21 protein-coding genes are annotated in these 22,687 nt (G+C 71.8%); 12 read left to right on the top strand and 9 right to left on the bottom strand.

The features are described 5' to 3' along the window. Positions 1–29: 29 nt before the first annotated feature. On the bottom strand, positions 30–965 hold the full coding sequence (gene sppA, locus ACFQMF_RS09315; RefSeq protein ID WP_256408819.1) for a signal peptide peptidase SppA: 936 nt from the start codon (positions 963–965) through the stop codon (positions 30–32). A gap of 152 nt (positions 966–1,117) precedes the next feature. Between sppA and ACFQMF_RS09310 the strand changes: the two genes are divergently transcribed. Further along, positions 1,118–2,647: a uracil-xanthine permease family protein gene (locus ACFQMF_RS09310; protein ID WP_256408818.1), complete on the top strand. Its 1,530-nt coding sequence runs from the start codon at positions 1,118–1,120 to the stop codon at positions 2,645–2,647. A gap of 178 nt (positions 2,648–2,825) precedes the next feature. On the opposite strand, the gene ACFQMF_RS09305 is transcribed toward ACFQMF_RS09310, so the two are convergent. The 4 genes from ACFQMF_RS09305 to ACFQMF_RS09290 all read right to left on the bottom strand — a co-directional run bounded on the left by ACFQMF_RS09305 (position 2,826) and on the right by ACFQMF_RS09290 (position 6,251). Next, positions 2,826–3,749 (bottom strand): coiled-coil protein, encoded by a 924-nt coding sequence (locus tag ACFQMF_RS09305; protein ID WP_256408817.1) that lies wholly within the window; start codon positions 3,747–3,749, stop codon positions 2,826–2,828. Between the two features lie 272 nt (positions 3,750–4,021). Further along, positions 4,022–4,708, bottom strand: a complete 687-nt coding sequence (locus ACFQMF_RS09300; RefSeq protein ID WP_256408816.1) for a 2,5-diamino-6-(ribosylamino)-4(3H)-pyrimidinone 5'-phosphate reductase — start codon at positions 4,706–4,708, stop codon at positions 4,022–4,024. A gap of 63 nt (positions 4,709–4,771) precedes the next feature. Further along, the gene (locus ACFQMF_RS09295) at positions 4,772–5,278 is read right to left on the bottom strand and encodes a PUA domain-containing protein (protein WP_256408815.1); all 507 of its coding nucleotides are present in this window, start codon (positions 5,276–5,278) and stop codon (positions 4,772–4,774) included. A 76-nt stretch (positions 5,279–5,354) separates the two neighbouring features. After that, positions 5,355–6,251 carry an HD domain-containing protein gene (locus ACFQMF_RS09290; protein WP_256408814.1) on the bottom strand — a complete coding sequence of 299 codons (897 nt, stop codon included), beginning with the start codon at positions 6,249–6,251 and terminating at the stop codon, positions 5,355–5,357. Between the two features lie 375 nt (positions 6,252–6,626). Here ACFQMF_RS09290 and dapA point away from each other — a divergent pair, with 375 nt between their 5' ends. From dapA to ACFQMF_RS09260, 6 genes are read left to right on the top strand one after another with little or no spacing between them, the layout of a single operon-like run. Beyond that, positions 6,627–7,640, top strand: a complete 1,014-nt coding sequence (gene dapA, locus ACFQMF_RS09285; protein ID WP_256408813.1) for a 4-hydroxy-tetrahydrodipicolinate synthase — start codon at positions 6,627–6,629, stop codon at positions 7,638–7,640. Beyond that, positions 7,637–8,434, top strand: a complete 798-nt coding sequence (gene dapB, locus ACFQMF_RS09280) for a 4-hydroxy-tetrahydrodipicolinate reductase (RefSeq protein ID WP_256408812.1) — start codon at positions 7,637–7,639, stop codon at positions 8,432–8,434. The genes dapA and dapB overlap by 4 nt, the downstream gene beginning before the upstream one ends. A 57-nt stretch (positions 8,435–8,491) precedes the next feature. Next, the gene (locus ACFQMF_RS09275) at positions 8,492–9,331 is read left to right on the top strand and encodes a 2,3,4,5-tetrahydropyridine-2,6-dicarboxylate N-succinyltransferase (protein WP_256408811.1); all 840 of its coding nucleotides are present in this window, start codon (positions 8,492–8,494) and stop codon (positions 9,329–9,331) included. Then, positions 9,328–10,713, top strand: coding sequence for a diaminopimelate decarboxylase (gene lysA, locus ACFQMF_RS09270; RefSeq protein ID WP_256408810.1), 1,386 nt, complete (start codon positions 9,328–9,330; stop codon positions 10,711–10,713). Before ACFQMF_RS09275 ends, lysA begins: the two co-directional genes overlap by 4 nt. After that, positions 10,710–11,660, top strand: coding sequence for a diaminopimelate epimerase (dapF, locus tag ACFQMF_RS09265; RefSeq protein ID WP_256408809.1), 951 nt, complete (start codon positions 10,710–10,712; stop codon positions 11,658–11,660). The genes lysA and dapF overlap by 4 nt, the downstream gene beginning before the upstream one ends. Then, positions 11,657–12,877, top strand: a complete 1,221-nt coding sequence (locus ACFQMF_RS09260) for a M20/M25/M40 family metallo-hydrolase (RefSeq protein ID WP_256408808.1) — start codon at positions 11,657–11,659, stop codon at positions 12,875–12,877. The genes dapF and ACFQMF_RS09260 overlap by 4 nt, the downstream gene beginning before the upstream one ends. On the opposite strand, the gene ACFQMF_RS09255 is transcribed toward ACFQMF_RS09260, so the two are convergent. After that, positions 12,874–13,371 (bottom strand): LabA-like NYN domain-containing protein, encoded by a 498-nt coding sequence (locus ACFQMF_RS09255; protein WP_256408807.1) that lies wholly within the window; start codon positions 13,369–13,371, stop codon positions 12,874–12,876. The genes ACFQMF_RS09260 and ACFQMF_RS09255 overlap by 4 nt on opposite strands. 214 nt (positions 13,372–13,585) lie before the next feature. Here ACFQMF_RS09255 and ACFQMF_RS09250 point away from each other — a divergent pair, with 214 nt between their 5' ends. From ACFQMF_RS09250 to ACFQMF_RS09230, 5 genes are read left to right on the top strand one after another with little or no spacing between them, the layout of a single operon-like run. Next, positions 13,586–15,469, top strand: a complete 1,884-nt coding sequence (locus ACFQMF_RS09250) for an ABC transporter substrate-binding protein (protein WP_256408806.1) — start codon at positions 13,586–13,588, stop codon at positions 15,467–15,469. Between the two features lie 24 nt (positions 15,470–15,493). Next, positions 15,494–16,468, top strand: a complete 975-nt coding sequence (locus ACFQMF_RS09245) for an ABC transporter permease (protein WP_256408805.1) — start codon at positions 15,494–15,496, stop codon at positions 16,466–16,468. Between the two features lie 15 nt (positions 16,469–16,483). After that, the gene (locus ACFQMF_RS09240; RefSeq protein WP_256408804.1) at positions 16,484–17,668 is read left to right on the top strand and encodes an ABC transporter permease; all 1,185 of its coding nucleotides are present in this window, start codon (positions 16,484–16,486) and stop codon (positions 17,666–17,668) included. Next, positions 17,668–18,708 (top strand): ABC transporter ATP-binding protein, encoded by a 1,041-nt coding sequence (locus ACFQMF_RS09235; RefSeq protein ID WP_256408803.1) that lies wholly within the window; start codon positions 17,668–17,670, stop codon positions 18,706–18,708. Before ACFQMF_RS09240 ends, ACFQMF_RS09235 begins: the two co-directional genes overlap by 1 nt. Then, positions 18,701–20,029, top strand: coding sequence for an ABC transporter ATP-binding protein (locus ACFQMF_RS09230; RefSeq protein ID WP_256408802.1), 1,329 nt, complete (start codon positions 18,701–18,703; stop codon positions 20,027–20,029). The genes ACFQMF_RS09235 and ACFQMF_RS09230 overlap by 8 nt, the downstream gene beginning before the upstream one ends. A 27-nt stretch (positions 20,030–20,056) precedes the next feature. Here the strand turns inward: ACFQMF_RS09230 and ACFQMF_RS09225 are convergent, their stop codons facing one another. The 3 genes from ACFQMF_RS09225 to dnaJ all read right to left on the bottom strand — a co-directional run bounded on the left by ACFQMF_RS09225 (position 20,057) and on the right by dnaJ (position 22,503). Beyond that, positions 20,057–20,827 (bottom strand): long-chain fatty acid--CoA ligase, encoded by a 771-nt coding sequence (locus tag ACFQMF_RS09225; protein WP_256408801.1) that lies wholly within the window; start codon positions 20,825–20,827, stop codon positions 20,057–20,059. Positions 20,828–20,942: 115 nt separating this feature from the next. Further along, positions 20,943–21,263, bottom strand: a complete 321-nt coding sequence (locus ACFQMF_RS09220) for a cupin domain-containing protein (RefSeq protein WP_256408800.1) — start codon at positions 21,261–21,263, stop codon at positions 20,943–20,945. A 76-nt stretch (positions 21,264–21,339) separates the two neighbouring features. Continuing rightward, on the bottom strand, positions 21,340–22,503 hold the full coding sequence (dnaJ, locus tag ACFQMF_RS09215; RefSeq protein WP_256408799.1) for a molecular chaperone DnaJ: 1,164 nt from the start codon (positions 22,501–22,503) through the stop codon (positions 21,340–21,342). Positions 22,504–22,687: the final 184 nt, after the last annotated feature.

Genomic DNA, 22,687 nt, shown 5'->3' with positions numbered 1-22,687 from the left:
CTCGCGGCTTCCCCCGGCTCACGCCCCGCTCACCGGAGCTCGACGTCGACCTCGCCGCCCTCGCTCGCGAAGACGCTCGCGACCCCGCTGCCGGCCGCGAACGCGACGCGCTCCGCGCCGATGCCGAGCCGCTCCGCGAGCCCCCGGTCGGGCGTGAACTCGCGGACCTCGGGCTCCGCGTCGATCAGCTCCGCGAGCCGGTCCTCGACGTCGTCCTCGGTGCCGAGCTCGTCGACGAGGCCGATCTCCAAGGCGTCGGTACCGAGGTACACCCGCGCCTCGGTCTCGCGGATCGCCTCGGCGTCCATGTCGCGCCCCTCGCTGACGGTCTCGACGAACTGCTCGTAGTAGCCGTCGATGATCCCCTGGAGGTACTCGCGCTCGTCCTCCTCGATCTCGCGGAGCGGGACGCCGGCGTCCTTGTACTCGCCGGCGGTGAACTGCTCGTAGGAGATGCCGAGCTTGTCGGCGAGGCCGGCCGCGTTCGGGCGGGAGCCGACGACGCCGATCGAGCCGACGAGGCTCGCGTCGCGCGCCCACAGCTCGTCGCAGCCGCTCGCGATCCAGTAGCCGCCGGAGGCGCAGGTGTCGGTGGCGTACGCGACCGTGGGCCCGTCGAAGTCGGCCGCGGCGCGCCGGATGTCGTCGCTCGGGAGCACCTCGCCACCGGGCGTGTTGAGCTCGACGACGAGCGCCTCGACGTCCCCGTCCTCGTCGGCCGCCTCGATCTGCTCGACCACGTCGTCGGCCGTCGTGCCGCCCGGCCCCGACAGCGGGGAGGGCCGCCCGCTCTTGCGGGTGATCGGCCCGGAGACCGTCACCTTCGCCGCGTTGTACTCGTCGGCGTCGCCGAACCGCCCGCGGGTGAGTCGGGCCACGATCCGCCCGCCGGCCACCGTCGCCGTCGCGCCGACCACGGCCGCCGCGAGGAGGGCCCGTCCGTCGGAACGCGCGTCGCTTGCCATACCGTCGGTTGGGGGCGTGGCCGTTTATATATACGGTCGGCCGTCGTCCCCCCGGAACCGGACCCCGTCCGGAACGGCGAGACCGACGTCCGCCGTCGACGGCTCCGCAAAGGCCGAATTTTTGTAGCCCTGTGCTGATGAACGCGACAGGGATGGCAGGGAACGAAGACGAGGAGGCGTTCGTTCGGTACGGTGTCGACGACAGACCCCCGCTCGGGAAGTCGCTCCTGCTGGGCGCGCAACACTACCTCACGATGGTGGGCGCGAACATCGCCGTGCCCCTCATCCTCGCCGGCGCGATGGGGATGCCCGACGCGGTCGTCCCGCGCTTCGTCGGCACGTTCTTCGTCGTGTCCGGCATCGCGACGCTCGCGCAGACGACGTTCGGCAACCGCTACCCGATCGTGCAGGGCGCGCCGTTCTCGATGCTCGCGCCCGCGCTCGCGGTCATCGGCGTCGTGACGGCGAATCCGCCTGAGGGCATCGTCGCCTGGCGGGCGGCGCTGCTCCAGCTTCAGGGCGCGATCATCGTCGCCGCGCTCGCCGAGGTCGCGGTCGGCTACCTCGGGCTCGTCGGCCGGCTGCGAAGGCACCTCTCGCCGGTCGTCATCGTGCCGGTCATCGTCCTCATCGGCCTGTCGCTGTTCAACGCGCCCGAGATCACCGCGACCGAGCAGAACTGGTGGCTCCTCGGACTGACGCTCGCCGCGATCGTCCTGTTCTCGCAGTACCTCGGCGGGCGGTCGCAGATCTTCCAGCTGTTCCCGGTCCTCCTCGGTATCGTCGTCGCGTGGGCGGTCGCGGCGGGCCTGTCGCTCTCCGGCGTCTTCGGGTCTGGCACGCCCGGCTACGTCGACCTGGCGAGCGTCGCCGCGGCCGACCCGGTCCACCTTATCTATCCGCTCCAGTGGGGCGTTCCGAGCGTGACGCCGGCGTTCGTCATCGGCATGCTCGCGGGCGTCGCCGCCTCGATCGTCGAGTCCATCGGCGACTACCACGCCGTCGCCCGCCTCTCCGGCATGGGCGCTCCCGGCAGCGAACGGATGACGCACGGCATCGGCATGGAGGGGCTCATGAACGTCTTCTCCGGGGTGATGGGCACCGGCGGGTCGACCTCGTACTCCGAGAACGTCGGCGCCATCGGCCTCACCGGCGTGGCCTCGCGGTACGTCGTCCAGATCGGGGCGGCGCTGATGATCCTCGTCGGGTTCGTCGGCTACTTCGGCCAGCTCGTCGCCACCATCCCGAGCCCGATCGTCGGCGGCCTCTACGTCGCCATGTTCGCCCAGATCGTCGGCGTCGGCCTCTCGAACCTCAAGTACGTCGACCTCGACTCGTCGCGCAACATCTTCATCATCGGGATCGCGCTCTTCTCCGGGATGGCCGTCCCGGAGTACCTGCGGAGCGTCGGGAGCGCGGACGCCCTCCAGCAGGGGCTGGCCGAGAGCTTCCTGCTCGGTCCCCTCCTCGGGGCCGACGTCGTCGCGAACACGATCTACGTCATCGGGTCGACGGGGATGGCCGTCGGGGGGCTCGTCGCCTTCCTGCTCGACAACTCGGTCGCGGGGACGGCCGCGGAGCGCGGGCTCACCGCGTGGGAGGACGCGACCGAGGCGGACGTGGAGTTCACGTCCGCGTACGACCGCTTCGTCTCCGAGGAACAGACGACCCGCAACGACTGAGCGGCCTCGAAGCGGGACCGATTCGGACGGGAGCCGACGCGACCGCTCGCGGGGCGCGACCGGCGTATCGAGGCGTGACCGGCGTATCGAGGCGTGACCGGCGTATCGAGGTGCGACGCGCGTTGCGGCGGGGCTCGGCGCGTCGCGGGAAAACCGCAGAAACGTCGGTTCGACCGAGCTACAGCAGGCCGGTCTTCTGGAGCTTCATCAGGTCCTCGGTGTCGAGCGTCTCGCCCTCCTTGAACTTCTGATAGATCTCCTCGGCCTCCTCCTTCTCCTCCTCGCGCTTCTCCGCGCGCTCGTCCTTGCGCTCGCGCTCCTCCTCCTTGTCGAGCTCGCGCAGGCGCTTCTGGACGCGCACGAAGTCCTCGTGGTGGCGGTCGGCGGCCTCCTGGGCCTCCACGAACAGCTCGTGCATCTCGTCGGCCTCGTCGCGGATGTCGTCGGCCTCGCGGTAGGCCTCTATCATCTGGTTGTGGTGCTCCTGGGCCTTGTCCGCGAGCTCCGTCACCTTCTGGTGGTGCTGGGACGCCTCGGAGCGGACCTCCTCGGCCTCCTCGACGAGCTCGTCGAGCTCGCTCGTGTCGTCGACCTTCTCCTTCTTCTCGGCGAGCTTCTCGCGCTTCTCGTCGATCTTCTCGATGAGCTCGCGCTCGTCCTCCGCGTCGAGGACTTCGGTCTGCTGCCGGAACTCCAGGTCCTCGATCTCCTCTTTGAGCTCCTCGATGGACTTGCCGGAGCCGAGCTCCATCTCCTGTTTGAGCTCCTCGACCTCGTCGAACAGCTCGTTGGCCTCGGCGTTGAGCTCGTTGCGCTTGTCCTTGTGCTCTTGAACCTGCTCGTTGAGCTCGTCGCGCTTCTCGCGGTGTTCCTGGGCCTCGTCGACCTTCTCGCGCGTCTTCGCGTTGAGGTCGTCGCGCTTGGAGGCGCGCTCGGAGGCCATCTGGTTCAGCTCGTTGCGCCGGTCTCGCAGCTGTCCGGCGCGCTTGATGAGCTGTCCCTTGGAGCCGTTCTCCAAGTCGTCTTCAGAAAGGTCCACGTTGTCCGCCTCGTCCATCGGTTCGATGTCGTACTGTTCGATGACTTCTTCTTTCGTTACCATTTTTTAATCACTCCATCACCGCTCCGGCGATAGCAGACGCTCGCTGTGATGCGTCGGGCCGTCGACAAGAACTCCCGTTCATTTCAGCGTGCGGTTCCACCAGCGCCAGAGGCGTTCTGGTACCTGCGACTACCCCCGGATGACACATAAATACTTCGGTGATTTTCGTGTGTATCGGTGTCACGGCGCGTGTACCCCGCGATTTCCGTGGTTACGGTTCACACGACCCCTCGGTTCTCTACGGCCCGTCGGCCCCGATTCGGGCCGCGCGGCTACGCCGCCCCCGACCCGCCGTCCCCGCCGACCTCGTACGAGAGGACGATCCCGTCGTCGAACCGCTCCGCGTCGGTGAGCGTCAGGTCGGGGAACCCCCCGGTGAACCCCTCGCCGTCGGCGAGCGTCGGCGCGTCGCGGCCGCCGATCACCATCGATCCGACGTAGACGTGGAGCTCGTCGACGATCCCCGCCGCGAAACAGGAGTAGATCACCTCGCCGCCCCCCTCGACCATCAGCCGGTCGACGCCGCGGTCGGCCAGTTCGTCGAGCCCGGCCGCGAGGTCGACGCGTTCCTCCCCGGCGACGATCACCTCCGCGCCGGCCGCGGTCAGCGCCTCGCGGCGCCCCTCGGTCGCCGCCGCCGAGACGAGGAGGTACGTCGTCGCCGCGTCGTCGAGGATCCGGGCGTCGGTCGGCGTGCGTCCCTCCGAGTCGACGACGACGCGGGCGGGGTGGCCGGGGCGGCCGTTCCGCAGGCGCTGGACGCGGCGGTCCTCCTCGTCGAGCGTGAGGTGCGGGTCGTCGGCGAGCACCGTCCCGACGCCGACGAGCACCGCGTCCGCGGCGGCCCTGACGCGGTCGACCCGGTCGAAGTCCTCGGGGCCGGAGATGCGGAGCTGCTCCCGGCGCCGCGTCGCGAGCTTCCCGTCGACGCTCTGGGCGGCGTTGACGACGACGTGCATACGCGTGCGTGTCGGGGACGGGGAATGGTCGTTTCGGTCGAACCTCCGCGTCGCCGACTCCGGCTACTCCGCGTCGCCGACCCCGTTCCGCACCTTCACCGCGACGCCGCTCGCGAACGCCTCGGCCTCCGCGCCGGAGAGCTCCGCGCGTCCGACCGCGAACAGCGCGTCCGCGTCGTCGACGACGAGCACCTCGTCGCCGGGGCGGATCCCGCCGTCGGCCGCGGTCACGAACTTCGCGAAGGCGTTGCGCCCCTCGCGGACGAACGGCTCGCTCTCCTCGCCGACGACCACCCGGTGCCGCGGCGGGGCGAACGCCTCGCGCAGCCGCCGGCCGCCGGCGACCCCGAGCGTGAAGCGCCCGTCGGTGCCGTACGAGACGAGCCGGTCGCCCTCGGAGCTCCCGGGCGTGTCGTCGACGTCGCCGACGATCACCTGCCGCGGGCGGCCGCCGCTCGACCGGCGGACCGTCAGCGGCTCCTCTGGGGGGAAGAGGGCGCGGCCCGCGCCGGCGCCGAACTGGTAGTCGGCGCCGGTCCGGAGGTCCGCGAGCGCGTCGGCGTCGGTCATACCCGCACTGTCCCGGCCACGCGCAAAGCCGTTACGACACGGGACGGGTCGGAGCGTACGGCACGCGGGGGCACGTCTACAGCTCGATCCGGTCGACGATTGACGTCGTCCCGTCCTCGTCGCTGTGGGTGTTGATCGCGATCGTCTGGATCCGGTCTTCCAGCAGCGACCCCTCCATCTTCGCCTTCAGCAGCGAGTCCACCTGGTAGACGCCCGCGGCGTTGTTCATCCGGATCACGACCTGCACGGGCGTCTCCTCGCCCTCCCGCAGCGAGACGCGCTCGATCGCCTGCGAGGAGACGGTGTTGATCCCGCGGCCGCCCTCCTCGTAGGGGACCCGCGAGCGCCCGCGCTCCATGTCGAGGCCGTCGGCGATCCGGACGACGCCGGCCTCCAGCGTCAGCGGCTGCTCCTCGGTGTGGTGACAGAGGATGGCGTGGAGCACCTCGGCCTTCACGCGCACCCGCTCGGCCACGCCGTAGAAGGAGGGGAGGAGGTCGTCGAGCAGGTCGGCCGCGAGCGGGATCGAGTAGTACGGGTGGTCGTGGCGGTGGACGACGTGGCCGATGTCGTGGAGCGTCGCCGCGAGCGCGATGATCACCGCCTCGTCCGCCTCGTCGAGCCCCTGCTGGCGGGCGCCGTTGAACTCGACCCCGCCGGCCTTCAGCAGGTCGTACAGCCGGAGCGCGCGGTCCCGGACGATCTCCACGTGTTTCGCGCCGTGGTCGTTGTACCCCTTCCGGTCGACGGGGTTGACGTTCTGCGCCTCCAGGCACGCCGTGATCTCCGCGTCCGCGGCGATCCGGTCGAGCACCTCGTTGAGGCGGTCGTCTGGGAAGGCGTGGTCGGCCTCGGGGTCGTACTCGTGACGGTCGGCGTCTGTGTCGGCGTCGAGTTCCGGGTCGGCCGCGTCGCCCTCGCTCGCCGGCCCGGGCTCGTCCGGGTCGATCGCGGGGTCGCTGGGATCGGTCATGAGATCGGTGCAGACGAGCCGCCGGGGTAAAAGGTGTGCGTGCTCGGCTCGCGGCCGCCGGCGCGGTCCGGGTCCCGCTCCGCGAACGGTCGGGCCGGTCCGGACTCCGCACCGCGAACGGTCAGACCCACCCGCGTCCCCCCTCGACGGCAGTTTCGACCCGAGACAAAATCTATAAGCGGCGGAGGCTCACAGTACGGGTGTGAACTCGCCCGCGTCCGGACGCGGCCCGCCGACGCCGTCAGCGACGCGGCTCTTCTCGAAGAAACGCGCGTGAGCCGTCCGCCGGCGGGAGTGGCGACCCCGTCCCGGACGACCCCCGGCCCGCGCGCACCGTTCGTTTCCCGACCGACCGCAGACACCCACAGCGCACCCATGACAGACGCGACCACAACGACGCCGTACGGCGCACAGACCGAGACGGACCGAGAGTCGACCGACGAGCCCTTCGAGGGGGTCTACCCCGCGATGACGACCCCGTTCACCGACGACGACGAGGTCGACCACGCGCAGCTCGCCGACAACGCCCGCTCCCTTGAACGCGCGGGCGTCGACGGGGTCGTCCCCGTCGGCTCCACCGGCGAGTCGGCGACGATGACCCACGACGAGCACGTCGACGTGATCGAGACGGTCCGGGACGCCCTCGACGACATCCCGGTCATCGCCGGCACCGGCTCGAACAACACCGCCGAGGCGCTCTCGCTCTCCCGGCGCGCGGCCGACGCGGGGGCCGACGGGCTCCTCCTCATCTCCCCGTACTACAACAAGCCCGAGCCCGCCGGCTTCCTGGAGCACTACCGGACGATCGCGGACGCGGTCGACCTCCCGCAGATCGTCTACAACGTCCCGAGCCGGACCGGCCAGTCGATCCCGGTCGACGTCACGGTCGAGCTCGCCGAACACCCGAACATCCGGGGGTACAAGGCCGCCTCGGGCGACCTGAACCTCATCAGCGAGGTGATCGAGCGCACCCGCGACGAGGCCTTCTCCGTGCTCTCCGGCGACGACGGGCTCACCCTGCCCGTCCTCTCCATCGGGGGCACCGGCACCATCAGCGTCGTCGCCAACGTCGAGCCGGAGCGGTCCTGCGCGATGGTCGGCGCCGCGCTCTCGGGCGACTACGACCGCGCCCGCGCGCTCCACCACGAGCTCTCGCCGCTCGTCCGCGAGCTGTTCGCCGAGACGAACCCGATCCCGGTGAAGGAGGCGATGCACATCCGCGGGCGCGGCGGTCCGCACGTGCGCTCGCCGCTCTCGCGGCTCTCCGCGGAGCGCCGCGAGGCCCTCCGCGAGCTGCTCGCCGAGTACGACGAGAACGCGCCCGGGACCGTCGACCCGGAGACGGTCGATCCGAGGACCGTCGAGCCCGCCGCGGGGGACGCGGAATGAGCGGCGGAGGCGCCGGCGCGGACCGCCGGCTCGCCGTCACCGGCGCCGGCGGCCGGATGGGCCGCGAGGTGATCGAGGCCGCGGTCGACCGCGAGGGCGTCGCCGTCGCCGTCGCGGTCAACCGCACCGCGACAGACCCCGTCGCGGGCGTCGAGGTCGACGACGCCGACCGGCTGGGAGGGCTCCTCGCGGCCGAGTCCCCCGACGTTCTCGTCGACTTCACGGGGCCGGCCTCGGCCGTCGCGTACGCCGAGGCCTGCGCCGACGCCGGCGTCCCGATGGTCACCGGCACGACGGGGTTCGCGGGCGGGCAGCTCGATAGCCTGCGGGCCGCGAGCGACGCCGTTCCGGTGCTCAAGGCGTCGAACTTCGCCCGCGGCGTCGCCGCGCTCCGCCGCGCGGTCCGGGAGGCCGCGGCCGTGCTTCCCGGCTACGACGTGGAGCTGACCGAGACGCACCACAACGGGAAGCGCGACGCCCCCTCGGGCACCGCGAAGTCGATCCTCGACGACGTGGAGTCGGTCCGCGGCGACCTCGACCGGCGCGTCCACGGCCGCGAGGGCGACGCGCCGCGCGAGGCCGGCGAGATCGGGGTCCACGCTCGTCGCGCGGGCGACGTCACCGGCGAGCACGAGGTGCTCGTGGCCGGGAACCGCGAGACGCTCGAACTCACGCACCGCGCCGGCGACCGCGGGGTGTTCGCGGAGGGCGCACTCGACGCCGCCGCCTGGCTCACCGGCCGCGACCCCGGCTGGTACGGGTTCGACGACGTGCTGGACGCGGGGAGCGAGTGACCTCGGAGCGCCTCCACATCGACGCATAAATACCGACAGTCGCCCATACGCTACCAAATGACGCTCGAATCCGACGTATCCGACCTGTGGAACCGCTATCAGGAGGGGCTGACCGCCGCCGACGCGACCGACGCGGACGCGGCGGTGATCGACGAGTTCCTCGCCGCGCTGGAGGCCGGCGAGGTCCGCGCCGCCGAGAAGACCGGCGACGACGTGACCACCTGGGAGGCCAACGAGTGGGTCAAGCGGGGCATCCTGCTGAACTTCGGCCTGCGCGAGACGGAGCCCCGCGAGCACGGCGGCGTCACCTACTACGACGTGCTCCCGCTGCGCGACACCGCCGACCTCGGCGAGCGCGGCACCCGCAACACGCCCGACGGCACCGTCATCCGCCGCGGCGCGTACCTCGGCAGCGACTGCATCATGATGAGCCCCTCGTTCGTCAACATGGGCGCGCACGTCGGCGACGGCACCCTCGTCGACTCCTGTGACACCGTGGGCTCCTGCGCGCAGCTCGGCGAGAACGTCAAGCTCGGCGCCAACACGCTGATCGGCGGCGTCCTCGAACCGGTCGAGGACGCGCCGGTCGTGATCGAGGACGGCGTCTCGCTCGGCGCGGGCTGCCGGGTCACCTCGGGGTTCCGCGTCGGCGAGAACTCGATCGTCGGCGAGAACACCCTCCTCACTCCCAGGATTCCGGTCTACGACCTCGTCGAGGAGGAGGTCGTCTACGGCCACCTGCCGGCCGACCGCCGGGCGTTCACCCGGATGGTGGCGTCGTCGGTCGGCGACCACGAGCTGTTCGAGGGCGGCGCGTACAAGCCCGCGGTCGTCGCGACCCACGTCGAGGAGGAGACGCTGGAGGCGACGCGGCGCGAGGACGCGCTCCGGGAATGACCGGCGCAGACGCGGCCGCACCGGACGCGGGAGAGAGCCCTTCGGTCCGACGCGTGGGCGACTGGGACGCCGACCGCCTCGCCGACCTCGCGGCCGAGCACGGCACGCCCCTGTACGTCCAGGACCTCGACCGGGTGCGCGAGAACTGCGAGCGCCTGCTCGCGGCGTTCCCCGGGGCGGACGTGCGGTACGCCGTCAAGGCGCACACGGGACGGCGGGTCCTCGAAGCGGTCCGCGACGCCGGCCTCGACGCCGAGTGCGCCTCGGCGGGCGAGGTCGACCGCGCGCTCGCGGCCGGCTTCGGCGGCGACCGGCTCCACTACACCGCGGTCAACCCGCCGGCGCGCGACCTCGACTACGTCGTCGGCGTCGCCGAGGCGGAGCCCGACCTCACGGTCACCGCCGGCGCGGTCGACACCCTCGACCGCCTCGCCGAGCGCGGCTACGACGGGCGCGTCTGCGTCCGGGTGAACCCCGGCGTCGGCGCGGGCCACCACGAGAAGGTCCGGACCGGCGGCGCGGCGAAGTTCGGGATCCCCTACGACCGCGCCGCCGACGCGGCCCGCGCGGCCGCCGAGCGCTTCGACGTGGTCGGGATCCACGCCCACGCGGGCTCCGGCATCGACCCCGACCAGCTCGACAGCCACCGGGAGCTGGTCGCGCGGATGGGCGAGCTGGCGCGGGAGCTGACCGATCCGGATCCCGCCGGCGGCGCAGCCGGAGTCGGCGACGCACCCGCCCCCCTCGACCTCGACTACGTCGACGTCGGCGGCGGGTTCGGCGTCCCGTACGAGGAGGACGAGCCCCCGCTCGACCTCCCGGCGGTCGCCGAGGCGACCCGCGAGGCCGTCGCGCCGCTGCCCGCGGGGGTCGACCTCGCGGTCGAGCCCGGCCGGTACGTCGTCGCCGACGCGGGCGTCCTGCTGACGCGCGTGAACACGGTGAAGCCGACGCCCGACGAGCGCGTCGTCGGCGTCGACGCCGGGATGACCGACCTGCTGCGCCCGGCGATGTACGACGCGTACCACCCGATCCGAAACCTCGGCGGCGGGCGAGGGAGCGACGGGGGCGACGCCCCGGCGCCCGAGGAACGGGGGGCAACGGCTGTCACGGTCGCCGGACCTATCTGTGAGACCGGCGATACCCTCTGTAGGGACCGAGCGCTCGCCGACCCAGTCCGCGGGGACCTCCTCGCGGTCGGGGTCGCGGGCGCCTACGGATACGAGATGGCGAGCCAATACAACTCACGACCGCGGCCGGCGGAGGTCGCGCTCGACGACGGAACCGCGACGGTCGCCCGACGGCGGGAGCGCCTCGCCGACGTGACGTCGACCGAGCGGGCGGAGACGGCGACCGAGCCGGCGACGGAGGGGGGCCGATGAGCACCCACGCCGTCCCGGTCGAGAAGTACCACGGCACGGGCAACGACTTCCTCGTCGTCGACGCGAGCGCGCAGAGCGTCGGCGACCGCGCGGCGTTCGCGCGCGCCCACTGCGACCGCGAGACGGGCGTCGACGGGGCGGCGTTCGGCGCGGACGGCACCGAGGGCGACGCCGCGGACCGCGACGGCGACGCCGGCCGCCGCGGCGCCGACGGCGTCCTCTTTCTCAGCATCGAGGAGCGGTTCGATCCGACCCGCGTCGTGATGACGCTCGTCCAGCCCGACGGCTCGACGGCGACGATGTGCGGCAACGGCGCGCGCGTCGTCGCCCGGTGGGCCCACGACCGGACCGGCGACCGCGAGTTCATGATCGACACGCAGGCGGGGACGCGGCGCGCCTCGGTGACCGCGGACGCGACCGCCGCGACCATCGAGATGGGCGAGCCGACGTTCGACCCCCGACGGGTCCCCGTCGCCCGCGACGAGCCCCTGGTCGACGAGCCGGTCGCGGGACTGACCGTCACGGCCGTGAACACCGGCGTCCCGCACGCGGTCGCGTTCGTCGACGGCGGCCGCGACGACCCGGACGGGATCGACGCGGTCGACCTCGACGCCGTCGCGCCGCCGGTCCGCCACGCCGACGTCTTCCCCGAGGGCGCGAACGTGAACCTCGCGGCGGTCGTCGACGACGGGAGCGGCGGACGGCCCGCGGTCCTCGACCAGCGCACCTTCGAGCGCGGCGTCGAGGGCGAGACCCGCTCCTGCGGCACCGGCGCGGTCGCGGTCGTCGCCGCCGCGCGCCGGCTCGGCCTGATCGAGGGCGAGGCGGCCGTGAGCCGCCCCCCGGGCGGCGACCTGGAGATCGCGGTGCCCGACGCGGGCCACGCGACGCTGACCGGCCCCGTCGCCCACGAGTTCTCCGGCGCGCTGCCGGTCGACCCGCGATGAGCGCGCCGTCGTTCGACCCCGTCTCCTTCCTCGAACGCGCGGTCCGGACGCCGTCGCACGAGTCCGTCGACGAGACCCGCGAGCTGGTCGTCGAGACCCTCGACCGGTTCGGCGTCGAGAGCGAGGTCGTCGCCGGCGGCTGCGTAGTCGCAGAGAGGCGGTCGCCGGCGCCGGACGCGGGGCCGCACCTCGTAGCGAACACGCACCTCGACACGGTGACGCCGCACGTCCCCGTCGAGCGCGGGGAGGCCCGCGAGGACGAGCGGGGCGGAGCCGCGTCGGGGGACCCTCCGATCGAAGTGATCCGCGGGCGCGGCGCCTGCGACGCGAAGGGCCCGCTCGCGGCGCTCCTGTCCGGGTTCCTCGCGGCCGACCCGGAGCGCGGCCGGCTCACGCTCGCGCTCACCCCGGACGAGGAGTCGCTGTCGCTCGGCGCGGCGGCGCTGACGGGGCGGCTGCCGGGGACCGAGGACCGGCTCGACGCCGACTGCTTCCTGGTGGGCGAGCCGACCGGGCTCGACGCCTGCACGGCCGCGAAGGGCCGGTTCCAGGGGACGGTCGAGCTGTCCGGCGTCGCCGCCCACGCCGCGGAGTTCGCGGGCGCGAACGCGGTCGCGGCCGCCGAGGACGCGCTCGCGGCGGTCCGCACCTTCGACGCCGACGCCGACGAGCACCCGCAGCTCGGCGCGCCGAAGCTCACCCCGACCGTCATCGAGGGCGGCGGGGCGACGAACCAGGTGCCCGCGGACTGCGCGATCACCGTCGACCGGCGGAGCGTCCCGCCCGAGACGGCCGAGGGGTTCCGGTCGTCGCTCGCGGCCGCCGTGCGGGCGCGCGTCCCTGACGATATCGGCGTCGAGGTCGCCCTGACCGACCGGGCGTCGCCGTTCTTCGAGGCGTTCTCGACGGATCCCGACCACGAGCTGGTGGAGGCGGTCGCTGGCGCGGCGCGGGCGGCGGCCGACTCGACCGGGCTCCCGGCCGACCGCGGCGGGTCCGTGCGACCCTTCGGCGCGGCGACGGAGGCGTCGTACTTCGCGCCGGCGCCGACGGTCGTGTTCGGCCCCGGCGACCTCGCCGACGACGCGGGGGCGGTCGCGCACTCGGAGCGCGAGTACGTCCGGGTCAGTGAGGTGACGGCGGCCGCGGCGGCGGTCGAACGGGCGATCGCGGGGCTGCTCGGCGGACCGGGCTCGACGGGAGGCGACCCCGCCTAGAGCAGGAACGTCTCCTCTTCCTCGGCGAGGTCGACGAACTCGTCGGCGGCCTCGATCAGCTCGTCGGCGGCGGAGTCGCCGAACCCCATCGCCTCGACGCGGACGCCCTCGTGGCGGAGGTGCGAGCAGAGCCGGGCGAAGTCGCCGTCGCCGGTACAGAGCACGACGGTGTCGACGTGGCTCGCGAGCGAGACGGCGTCGAGGCTCATCCCGAGGTCCCAGTCGGCCTTCTTGGAGCCGTCGGCGAACGTCTTGATCTCCTTGATCTTCGTCTCGAAGCCGATGTCGCGGAGCGCCTCGAAGAAGCTCTCCTCCTCCGGGGAGTCGGCGCGGATCACGTACGCGATGGCGCGGACGAGCGCGCGGTCGCTGACCGCGGCCTCTAGGAGCCCCGAGTAGTCGATGTTCCGCGAGTAGAAGCTCTGCGCGGAGTGGTACAGGTTCTGCGAGTCGGCGAGCACCGCGACGCGCTGGTCGGGGTGGATGTCCGTCATACCGCGTCGTTCGGCGCCCCGGGTTAGGGGCTTTGGGATCCGAGCGTCGGCCGCGGAGCTCGACCTTCCGACCGCCTCGTCGCGGCGCCGCGCCGCGCGTACATCGAGCCCGCGCGCGACGGTCACGCTCGGTCTCCGACCGGCCCCCGTCGATAGCGGCCGGCTCGGCCCGCGCATCTGAAGGTTTTAGTGCGTACAATCGCTGTGTCGTGGTATGTCACGGCGGCGCACCGGTACGGACGACGGCGGTCGGCGACTCGGACGCCGGCAGTGGCTCTCCATGCTCGGCCTCGGCGGCGCGACCGCGCTCGCCGGCTGTTCGGGGGACGACGGCGGTGACGGCGGGTCGGGCGGTTCCGGCGGTGGGGGCGACGTCGAGATCGGCGACTTCCCGCGGTTCGGCGTCGGCGACCTCTACGGACGCGACGTCGCCAGGGACCTCGCGCGGCGGGCCTTCGACCGGTCGGAGTACGACTACGGCTTCGACGGCGACGCCATGGTAACCCCTGACGGCGAGCGGGTGGAGCTCGGGATCATCCACGTCGCCGGCGCCGAGACGAACCAGCTCACGGCCGAGTTCATCGCGCAGGAGCTCGGCGACAACCTCGGAATGAGCGTCAGCGTCGACGCGATGAACCCGACCCAGTTCAGGAACGACTACTGGCTCGGGGAGAGCACCGAGGGGGGCACGGACACGGTCGACGGCGAGGAGGTCGAGTGGTCCAATCCGAACCCGAACAACCCGGGGCCGCGGTCGGTGACGAGCAGCGAGCCCTGGGATATGTCGGTCGTGTACGGCCTGAACACGTACCCGCTCAACCCGCTGACGAACGAGGTGTTCTTCGACGGCGCGGACGCCCAGTACAACCCGGTCGGGTACTACCCGCAGTTCGACGCGACCGGCCTGTTCGAGGAGGCCCGACGGGCGACGAGCCGCGACGGGCTGCGACGGGCGTTCGTCGAGATCTTCGAGAACCTCGCCAGGGAGCAGCCGTACATCATGCTGCTGTTCAGCGCGGACCTCGTCGGGTACAACCCCGCCCTCGTCGGCCCCATCGAGAACTTCTCCAACGGCTGGGACTTCGGGCGGTGGTACTTCGACGAACCGACGGTCTCCGGCTCGTACGACACCGTCACGACCTCCGGGTTCAGCACGCTCAACCCGCTGTACAACACGGAGAGCGGCGCCGGCGACGCGATCGGTCGCGCGCTCGACCAGGGGTACACGTTCGACGAGAACCAGGACTTCTTCCCGCTCCTGTACGACATGTCCTCCGAGGAGGGCGAGGTGTGGACGTTCGAGATCCGCGAGAACCTCCGGTTCAGCGAGCCCTACGGGCGGGTCACCGCGGAGGACTTCGTCTACGTGATCCGGGAGCTCCACAAGAGCGACTGGGCGAACACGTACGCCGCCACCAACTGGGAGGGCGTCGAGGTCGAACAGACCGGCGAGTTCGAGTTCCGGGCGACCCTGTCGACGCCGAGCCTGCTGTGGCCCGAGTCGTACGATCCGCTCCTCTACCCCATCCCGCGGGGGCTCGTCGAGCCGTACGTCGAAGAGCGGGACGCCGAGGGGCTCCAACAGGACGAGGAGCTGTTGGAGCTGCAGTTCGCCGGCAACCTCGGCGCCTTCGAGCTCGACGAGTGGGAGCGGGGATCGGGCGTGGAGTACACCCGCAACGACGAGTACTACCTGCGCGACATCGACGAGGGGCCGGACCTGTTCTCCGAGGCCCCGCTGTTCGAGGCGGCGACGATCAGCGTCGTCGAGGAGCAGGCGTCCCGGCTTGGCGCGCTGGAGACCGGGGAGGCCGACTCGGCCGGTATCCCGCCCGAGCAGTTCGAGTCGTACACCGAGAGCGACGACGTGACCACGCGGCAGATCCCGACGCCGTACAACTCGATCCTCTCCGTGAACCAACGCGACAACGGGTGGAACGCCGGCCCCGGGAACCCCTTCCGTCACGTCCCCTTCCGACAGGCGCTCGCGGCGGCGATCAGCAAGGACGAACTCATCAGCGGCGTCTATCGCGACCTCGCGGACCCGCACTTCACCTGGCAGCCCCGGTGGTCCGAGTTCTACCCGGACGACGGGTAAGCGCCGAGGGTCGACCTCTCACTCATGGGATTTGGAAGATACGTCGTCGCTCGAACCCTGTGGGCAGCGGTGGTGTCGCTCATCATCACGACGATCACGTTCCTCCTGCTCGCCGCGGCCCCGAACCCGCAGGTCCAGGAGGCGGCGACGCAGGCCGCGCTACAGGGGGGCGACCCGGCCGAGGCCGCGGAGCGCGCACGCGAGCTCCGGGGGCTCGACGAGCCGCTGTACGTCCGGTACGCCGACTTCGTCCGGGGCGTGTACACGCTCGACTGGGGGTGGGCCGAGAGCCGGAGCCAGCCGGTGACCGAGGCGCTGGCACAGGGGCTCTACTACACCGCCCAGTACTCCGTCCCGTGGACGATCCTGACGGTCCTGATCGGCCCCCTTGTCGGCGTCTACTCCGCGGCGAACATGTACTCCTGGAAGGACCACGTCGCGACCGGGTTCGCCTTCTTCGGCTACGCCATCCCGAACTTCTTCTTCGGGATCATCCTGCTCCTGATCTTCGGCGTCTGGCTTGAGGCCATCCCGATCGTGTACAACACCGACGTGCCGGTGTTCAGCGTCCGGAACGCGGTCCAGCTCGCGGTGCCGGTGTTCGTCCTGGTCACCGGGTCGATCGGCGCGATCATGCGCGTCTCGCGCAACGAGTCTGCGGAGTTCCAGAACGCGGACTTCATGAAGACGGCGAAGGCGAAGGGGGTCTCGCCGTTCCGCGCGTACGCCTACCACGTGATGCGGCCGACCCTGGTGCCGCTGTCGACGACCCTCGTCGGACAGCTGCTGGCGCTGTTCCTCGGGTCGTCGCTGCTCGTGGAGGTCGTGTTCGGGATCCCCGGCATCGGCCGGCTGACGTACGACGCGCTCATCGCGCAGGACACGAACCTCGTGCTGGGTTCGACGCTGGCGTTCACGTTCGTCGCCGTCGTCGGCAACCTCCTGGAGGACATCGTGTTCACGGTGTTGGACCCGCGGATCAGCTACGACGACAGGTGACCGGAGGAGACACACATGGCAACACAGGAACCCGACCGCTTCGACCGAGTCGACTGGGACGAGATCTCGCGGTCGCGGTGGTTCGACCCGTCGATCAACGGGATCGGCGTGCTCGCCACCGCGCTCCCGCTCCTGCTGGTCGCGCTGTACGACTGGCTGGTCCTCGACGAGCGGACGCCGACCCTCGACCCCGTCGGCCTCGGATGGGACGTCGGGACCGTCGACTACCTGTTCCTCTTCACGCTGTCCCTGTTCGCGTTCTACATCGTCCTCCCGCTGTTCCAGAACCCCCGCCGGACGCGGTACTACTGGCGGGAGTTCAGACGCAACCGGCCCGCGGTCGTGAGCCTCGGCTGGCTCGGGGTCGTGTTCGTCGGCGGCGTGATCGGCCCGTTCTTCGTCAGCGCGCCCGAACAGAGCATCCTCACCGGCTACCAGCCGCCGGTGTTCCTCTCGATCGACGAGTCGTACGTCTCGACGTGCGTCGGCGAGGTCGTCGCCGGTCGGTGTCAGGGGACCTGGCAGCACCCGCTCGGCACGACGGCGGGCGGGAAAGACGTCTTCGCGGGGATCGTCCACGGGATGACGATCAGCATGCAGATCGGCTTCATCACGACGACGATCGTGGCCTCGATCGGCATCACCTTCGGCACGGTGAGCGCGTACGCCGGCGGCTGGGTCGACGAGGTCATGATGCGGTTCGTCGACGTCGTCCTCTCGTTCCCGACGCTGCTGATGTTCCTGCTCGTGCTGTACATCTACGGCGCCGGGCTCGGGATGTTCATCCTCGTCTTCTCGGCGTTCGCGTGGGGCGGCACCGCCCGGTACGTCCGGAGCAAGTCGCTGTCGATCGCCGAGGCGGAGTTCATCAAGGCGAACCGGATCAGCGGCGCGAGCACCTACCGCGTCGTGCGGCGTCACGTCGCGCCGAACGCGGCCAGCAGCATCATCACCCAGCTCACGCTGCTCGTCCCCGGCTTCCTGCTCGCCGAGGCGCAGCTCGCGTTCCTCGGGCTCGGCGACTCCGCGGTCCCCTCGTGGGGACAGCTGATCTCCGCCGGTCGGAGCGACCTCTCGTTCGCGCCGTGGATCGTCTTAGCGCCCGGCATCGTGCTGTTCTTGACCATCCTGGCGTTCAACTTCCTCGGCGACGCGCTGCTCGACGCCCTGAACCCCGAAGCGGAGGCAGAGAACGCGTAATGTCTCCCCCGCTCCTCGAGGTCGAGGGCCTCACGACGACGTTCGACACCGACGGCGGGACGCTCACCGCGGTCGACGGGATCGACTTCTCGGTCGACGAGGGCGAGACGGTCTGTATCGTCGGCGAGTCGGGCTCCGGCAAGACCGTCGCGACCGAGTCGATCACGCGGCTCGTCAGGGAGCCGCCGGGCCGCGTGGCGGGGACGGTCCGATTCAAGGGTCGCGACCTGCTGGCGATGCCCGACGACGAGCTCCGCGAGGTCCGCGGCGACGATATCGCGCACGTCTTCCAGAACCCGCAGGAGTCGATGAACCACTGTTACACGGTCGGGTGGCAGATCGCCGAGGCGCTCCGGATCCACCGCGACGTCTCGGACGACGAGGCGCGAGCGCGGGCCGTCGACCTGCTCGACAGGGTCGGCATCGCGAACGCGAGCGCGCGCTTCGACGACTACCCGCACGAGCTCTCCGGCGGACAGAAACAGCGCGCGATGATCGCGATGGCGCTCGTCGGCGACCCCGACCTCCTGATCGCCGACGAGCCGACGACCGCGCTCGACGTGACGGTCCAGGCGCAGATCCTCAGGCTGCTCGACGAGCTGCAGGCGGAGTTCGGCATGGGCGTGCTGTTCGTGACCCACGACCTCGGCGTCGTCGCTCAGATCGCCGACCGGGTCGTGGTCATGTACGCGGGGAAGGTGATGGAGCGCGGCGGCGTGCTCGACGTCTTCGACCGCCCGGCGCACCCGTACACCCGACGGCTCTTAGACTGCGTCCCGGAGCTCGGCGGCGACGGGGGCGGGATCCCCGGCACGCTCCCGGACCCCCGCGACCCGCCGGACGGCTGCCGGTTCGCGCCGCGGTGCGCGCACGCGGAACGGGCGTGTCGGACCGACGGACAGCCGGAGGAGATCGACGTGCGCCCCGGGCAGCGCGTCTCCTGCGTCCACTACCGGGACGGTCGCGATCCGTCGGTGCTCGACGAGGATCCGCCGGGAGCGGAGCCGGACTCGAACGAGGTGACCTCCGGGGATGACTGACGAGCCGGTCCTCTCGGTGCGAGGCCTGAAGAAACACTACCCGATCCGGAAGGGGATCTTCAACCGGCAGGTCGGCGTCGCCCGCGCCGTCGACGGGATCGGCTTCGACATCGGGCGCGGGGAGACGCTCGGTCTCGTGGGCGAGTCCGGCTGCGGGAAGTCGACCGCCGCGAACTCGATCGTCCGGCTGGAGGAGCCGACCGCCGGCGAGGTCGTGTTCAACGGGAACGGCCGCGGCGGGGCGAGCCGGGACCCGGACGGGAGCCACCCGAACGACGTGACCCGCTTCTCCGACGCGGAGCTCAAGGAGTTCCGCCGCGGGGTCCAGATGATCTTCCAGGACCCGTCGTCGAGCTTCGACCCGCGGATGACGGTCGGCGGCGCGGTCGCGGAGCCGCTGGAGGTCCACGGGATGTCCGACCGCGGCCGCAGGCGAGCGATCGTCGAGGACCTACTGGAGCGCGTCGGCCTCTCCGCCGAGGATTACGACCGGTACCCCCACGAGTTCTCCGGCGGCCAGAAACAGCGGATCGCGCTGGCCCGGGCGCTCGTGTTGAACCCGGACCTGATCATCGCCGACGAGCCCGTCTCGGCGCTGGACGTCTCGATCCAGGCCGAAATTCTCTCGCTCGTCGACGACCTGCAAGCGGAGTTCGGCCTCTCGCTGCTGTTCATCAGCCACGACATGTCGGTGATCCGCCGGATCAGCGACCGCGTCGCGGTGATGTACCTCGGCGAGATCGTCGAGGTGGGCCCCACCGACGAGGTGTTCGCCGACCCGCGACACCCGTACACGGAGGCGCTGCTGTCGTCGATCCCGACGCCGGACCCGCGGTCGAGCCTCGGCGGAATCGAGCTCACCGGCACGGTGCCGAGCCCGACGGACCCCCCGAGCGGCTGCCGGTTCCACACGCGGTGTCACCGGGTCATCCAGCCCGACGGGACGGATATCGACCAGTCCGACTGGCGGGGGATACTGAACTTCCGCGACCGGGTCGCCGACGGCCGGATCGACGTCGAGAGCGTCAGGGTCGGCGCCGCCGGGACCGCGAGCGACGACGACGTCCGGGACCGGCTCCGCGCGGAGTTCGACATCGCGGACGAGATCGACGATCCCGAGGTCGAGGACGCCCTGCAGGAGGCGATCGATCGGCTCCTCGCCGGCGACGAGGAGGGGGCGGCGACGCTGCTCGCGGAGCGGTTCACCACGCCGTGCGCGGCGACCGCCCCGGAGCGGACCGTTCACTCCGAGGGCCACGAGTCGTCGTGCCTCCGGCACCGGTCGGAGCACGCGGTCGCGGCGGACCGCGCCGACGACTGAGCCGGCGGTCCCCGCCGACCCCGACCGCTAGCGGTCGCGGACCGTCGGGAGCGTCACCGGCCGCGAGCCGCCGTCGTCCCCGTTCCTCACCACGGTCACCGTCGGGGCGTCGGCGCCCGCCCCCTCGCCGGCGAGGACCGCCGTCGCGCCCGCCGCGAGCGGGGCGACGACGCCCGCGGCCAACGCCCGCGGATCCGAGAGGTCGCCGCGGAGAACGACCTCGTCGCCCGGTTCGAGCCCCCGCTCGTCCGCGACCGACGCGGCGGCGCCGAGCAGCGCGCGGTGGGAGACGTCGCCGGTCCCCCCCGACGCACCGTCGCCCCCGTCCGGTCCACCGCCTGCCGTCCCGCGGAGGACCGGGTCGTCCGGCCCGACCGAACTCGGCGGCATGCCGGGGTTCTCGCTCCACAGCTCCTGCTCCCAGTGGGTCGTCTCGGGGCGCTCCGGCGGCCCGCCGAAGACGGCGAGACTCGTGCCTGGCGCCGGTTCGGTCGCCGGCTCGTCGGCCGCGTCGACGAGGACGACGCGGTCGCCGCGCTCGATCCCCGTCGCGGGGTCGAACCGGACCGGAGCGCCCAGTCCCGCCGCCCCGAGGACGGCGAGCGTCGTGTGGAAGCCCGGCGCCGGCTCGACGGCGACCGTCGACCCCTCGCGCGCGCCGAGGTAGCGGAGCACGTTCGCCGCCTTGTACGCGTTGGTGATCAGGTCGCGGTACGTCCGCTCTCGGCCGTCCGGGGTGACGAGCGCGATGTCGCTGCTCCGCCGGTCGCGTGCGAGGAGATCGCCGACGACGTCCATGTCCGGGGGTCGGAGCGGGCGAGGCTTAAAAGGAAGCGTGGCGCGGCGGTCGCGTCGCCCTCGCCGCGGGTCGTCCCCGTCGACGCGGCCGACGAGCCGGCGACGGAACCGGCGCTCAGGGCGCGCCGGCGATGACCATCCGCGAGCCGTCGGCGGAGAACGTCAGGTCGCGCGTGGAGCCGGCGTCGACCCGGACCGCGTCGCCGGGACCGAGCTCGACGGGGTCGCCGTCGACCGTCAGCGTCGCCGCGCCGTGGAGCAGCACGTACACCTCCTCGTGGTCGGCGTCGGCGTGGTCGTGTTCCATCCCCTCCCAGCCGTCGTCGGCCTCCACGACGGTCACGCCGAGGTTCTCGCAGTCGAGCGCCTCCCGGAGGAAGTACATCCCCGGCGCGCGCGGTTCGACGTCGTCGTAGGCGGTGGTGTCGTAGCCCATGCGCTCCGGTACGCGGCGCGTGCCGGAAAAGCTACGGATCGGGGAACCCCGATTCCCGTCCCCGCGGCCGCGTCGCTCAGAAGGAGCTCTTCAGCCGCTCGAAGAAGCCGCCGCCGACGTCGATGTCCTCGCCGCCGGCCTCGGCGAACGCCTCCAGCGCCTCGCGCTGCTCCTGGTTGAGCGAGTCGGGGATCACGACGCCGACCTGCACGTAGAGGTCGCCGCGGCCGCGCCGCCGCAGCCGGGGCATCCCCTTCCCGCTCAGTCGGAACGTCTCGCCGCTCTGGGTGCCGGAGGGAACGTCCATCTCCACGGTGCCGTCGACCGTCTCGACCTCGATCGTGTCGCCGAAGACGGCCTGCGGGAAGGAGATCGCCTCCTTCACGCGGAGGTCGTCGCCGTCGCGCTCGTACCGGTCGCCGACATCGACGTCGACCTCGATCAGCAGGTCGCCGTTGGGACCCCCGTTCTCGCCGGGGGCGCCCTCGCGCTCCATCCGGAGGCTCTGGCCGGAGCGGATCCCCGGCGGGATCTCCACGGAGAGCGTCGCCTCCTCGCGGACGATGCCCTCGCCGCCGCAGTCGGGACAGTCCTCGCTGTACAGCTCGCCCTCGCCCTCGCAGCGCGGGCACGTCGAGGTCTGCTGGACGCGGCCGAGCGGCGTCTGCTGGACCTGCTGGACCTGCCCGCGGCCGTTACACTGGGGACAGGTCCGCACGTCGGCGTCCGGCGGGTGGCCCGCGCCGTCGCAGGTCGAACAGGTCGTGGGTCGGGTGAGCGTGACCTCCTTGGTCGCGCCCTCGAACGCCTCTTCGAGGTCGATCTGGAGGCCGGTCCGGAGGTCCTGTCCCTGTCGCGGTCGGTTGCCGCCGCCGCGGCCGCCCCCGCCGCCGAAGAACTGGTTGAAGATGTCCTCGAAGCCGCCGGCGCCGCCCGCGCCGCCGGCCCCGCCGAAGGGACCGCCGGGACCGCCCGCCCCGCCGGGGCCGCCGCCCCCCGTCGCGCCGCGCTTGTCGGCCTCGGTGAAGCGGTCGTGGCCGAGCTGGTCGTACTGCTTGCGCTTCTGTTCGTCGGTGAGCACCTCCTTGGCCTTCTGGATCTTCTTGAACCGCTCCTCGGCGTTCTCGTCGTCGCTGACGTCCGGGTGGTGTTTGGCGGCCTTCTTGCGGTACGCCTTCTTGATCTCCTCCTCGCTGGCGTCCCGCGACACGCCGAGGACGTCGTAGAAATCTTCGCTCATGCGTTACGTTCGTTGTTGGGTCGTTCGTGGCTGCGTCGTGTTAAGCGGCGCGTCCGACGGCGCGGGGGTCCGGGTTACTCCTGATCGTCGTCGTCGACGTCCTCGAAGTCGGCGTCGACGTACTCCTCGTCGTCGCCGTCGCCGCCGGGCCCGCCGGCCGCACCGCCGGGGCCGGCCGCGCCGC

This window comes from Halorubrum rutilum, from assembly GCF_042665015.1.
GTDB lineage: Archaea > Halobacteriota > Halobacteria > Halobacteriales > Haloferacaceae > Halorubrum > Halorubrum rutilum.
This window is presented reverse-complemented; position numbering and strand designations above follow the sequence as displayed.

Coding starts and splice junctions, on each gene's coding strand:
- sppA (WP_256408819.1), bottom strand. CDS start 965: ATGGCAAGCGACGCGCGTTCCGACGGACGGGCCCTCCTCGCGGCGGCC.
- ACFQMF_RS09310 (WP_256408818.1), top strand. CDS start 1,118: ATGGCAGGGAACGAAGACGAGGAGGCGTTCGTTCGGTACGGTGTCGAC.
- ACFQMF_RS09305 (WP_256408817.1), bottom strand. CDS start 3,749: ATGGTAACGAAAGAAGAAGTCATCGAACAGTACGACATCGAACCGATG.
- ACFQMF_RS09300 (WP_256408816.1), bottom strand. CDS start 4,708: ATGCACGTCGTCGTCAACGCCGCCCAGAGCGTCGACGGGAAGCTCGCG.
- ACFQMF_RS09295 (WP_256408815.1), bottom strand. CDS start 5,278: ATGACCGACGCCGACGCGCTCGCGGACCTCCGGACCGGCGCCGACTAC.
- ACFQMF_RS09290 (WP_256408814.1), bottom strand. CDS start 6,251: ATGACCGATCCCAGCGACCCCGCGATCGACCCGGACGAGCCCGGGCCG.
- dapA (WP_256408813.1), top strand. CDS start 6,627: ATGACAGACGCGACCACAACGACGCCGTACGGCGCACAGACCGAGACG.
- dapB (WP_256408812.1), top strand. CDS start 7,637: ATGAGCGGCGGAGGCGCCGGCGCGGACCGCCGGCTCGCCGTCACCGGC.
- ACFQMF_RS09275 (WP_256408811.1), top strand. CDS start 8,492: ATGACGCTCGAATCCGACGTATCCGACCTGTGGAACCGCTATCAGGAG.
- lysA (WP_256408810.1), top strand. CDS start 9,328: ATGACCGGCGCAGACGCGGCCGCACCGGACGCGGGAGAGAGCCCTTCG.
- dapF (WP_256408809.1), top strand. CDS start 10,710: ATGAGCACCCACGCCGTCCCGGTCGAGAAGTACCACGGCACGGGCAAC.
- ACFQMF_RS09260 (WP_256408808.1), top strand. CDS start 11,657: ATGAGCGCGCCGTCGTTCGACCCCGTCTCCTTCCTCGAACGCGCGGTC.
- ACFQMF_RS09255 (WP_256408807.1), bottom strand. CDS start 13,371: ATGACGGACATCCACCCCGACCAGCGCGTCGCGGTGCTCGCCGACTCG.
- ACFQMF_RS09250 (WP_256408806.1), top strand. CDS start 13,586: ATGTCACGGCGGCGCACCGGTACGGACGACGGCGGTCGGCGACTCGGA.
- ACFQMF_RS09245 (WP_256408805.1), top strand. CDS start 15,494: ATGGGATTTGGAAGATACGTCGTCGCTCGAACCCTGTGGGCAGCGGTG.
- ACFQMF_RS09240 (WP_256408804.1), top strand. CDS start 16,484: ATGGCAACACAGGAACCCGACCGCTTCGACCGAGTCGACTGGGACGAG.
- ACFQMF_RS09235 (WP_256408803.1), top strand. CDS start 17,668: ATGTCTCCCCCGCTCCTCGAGGTCGAGGGCCTCACGACGACGTTCGAC.
- ACFQMF_RS09230 (WP_256408802.1), top strand. CDS start 18,701: ATGACTGACGAGCCGGTCCTCTCGGTGCGAGGCCTGAAGAAACACTAC.
- ACFQMF_RS09225 (WP_256408801.1), bottom strand. CDS start 20,827: ATGGACGTCGTCGGCGATCTCCTCGCACGCGACCGGCGGAGCAGCGAC.
- ACFQMF_RS09220 (WP_256408800.1), bottom strand. CDS start 21,263: ATGGGCTACGACACCACCGCCTACGACGACGTCGAACCGCGCGCGCCG.
- dnaJ (WP_256408799.1), bottom strand. CDS start 22,503: ATGAGCGAAGATTTCTACGACGTCCTCGGCGTGTCGCGGGACGCCAGC.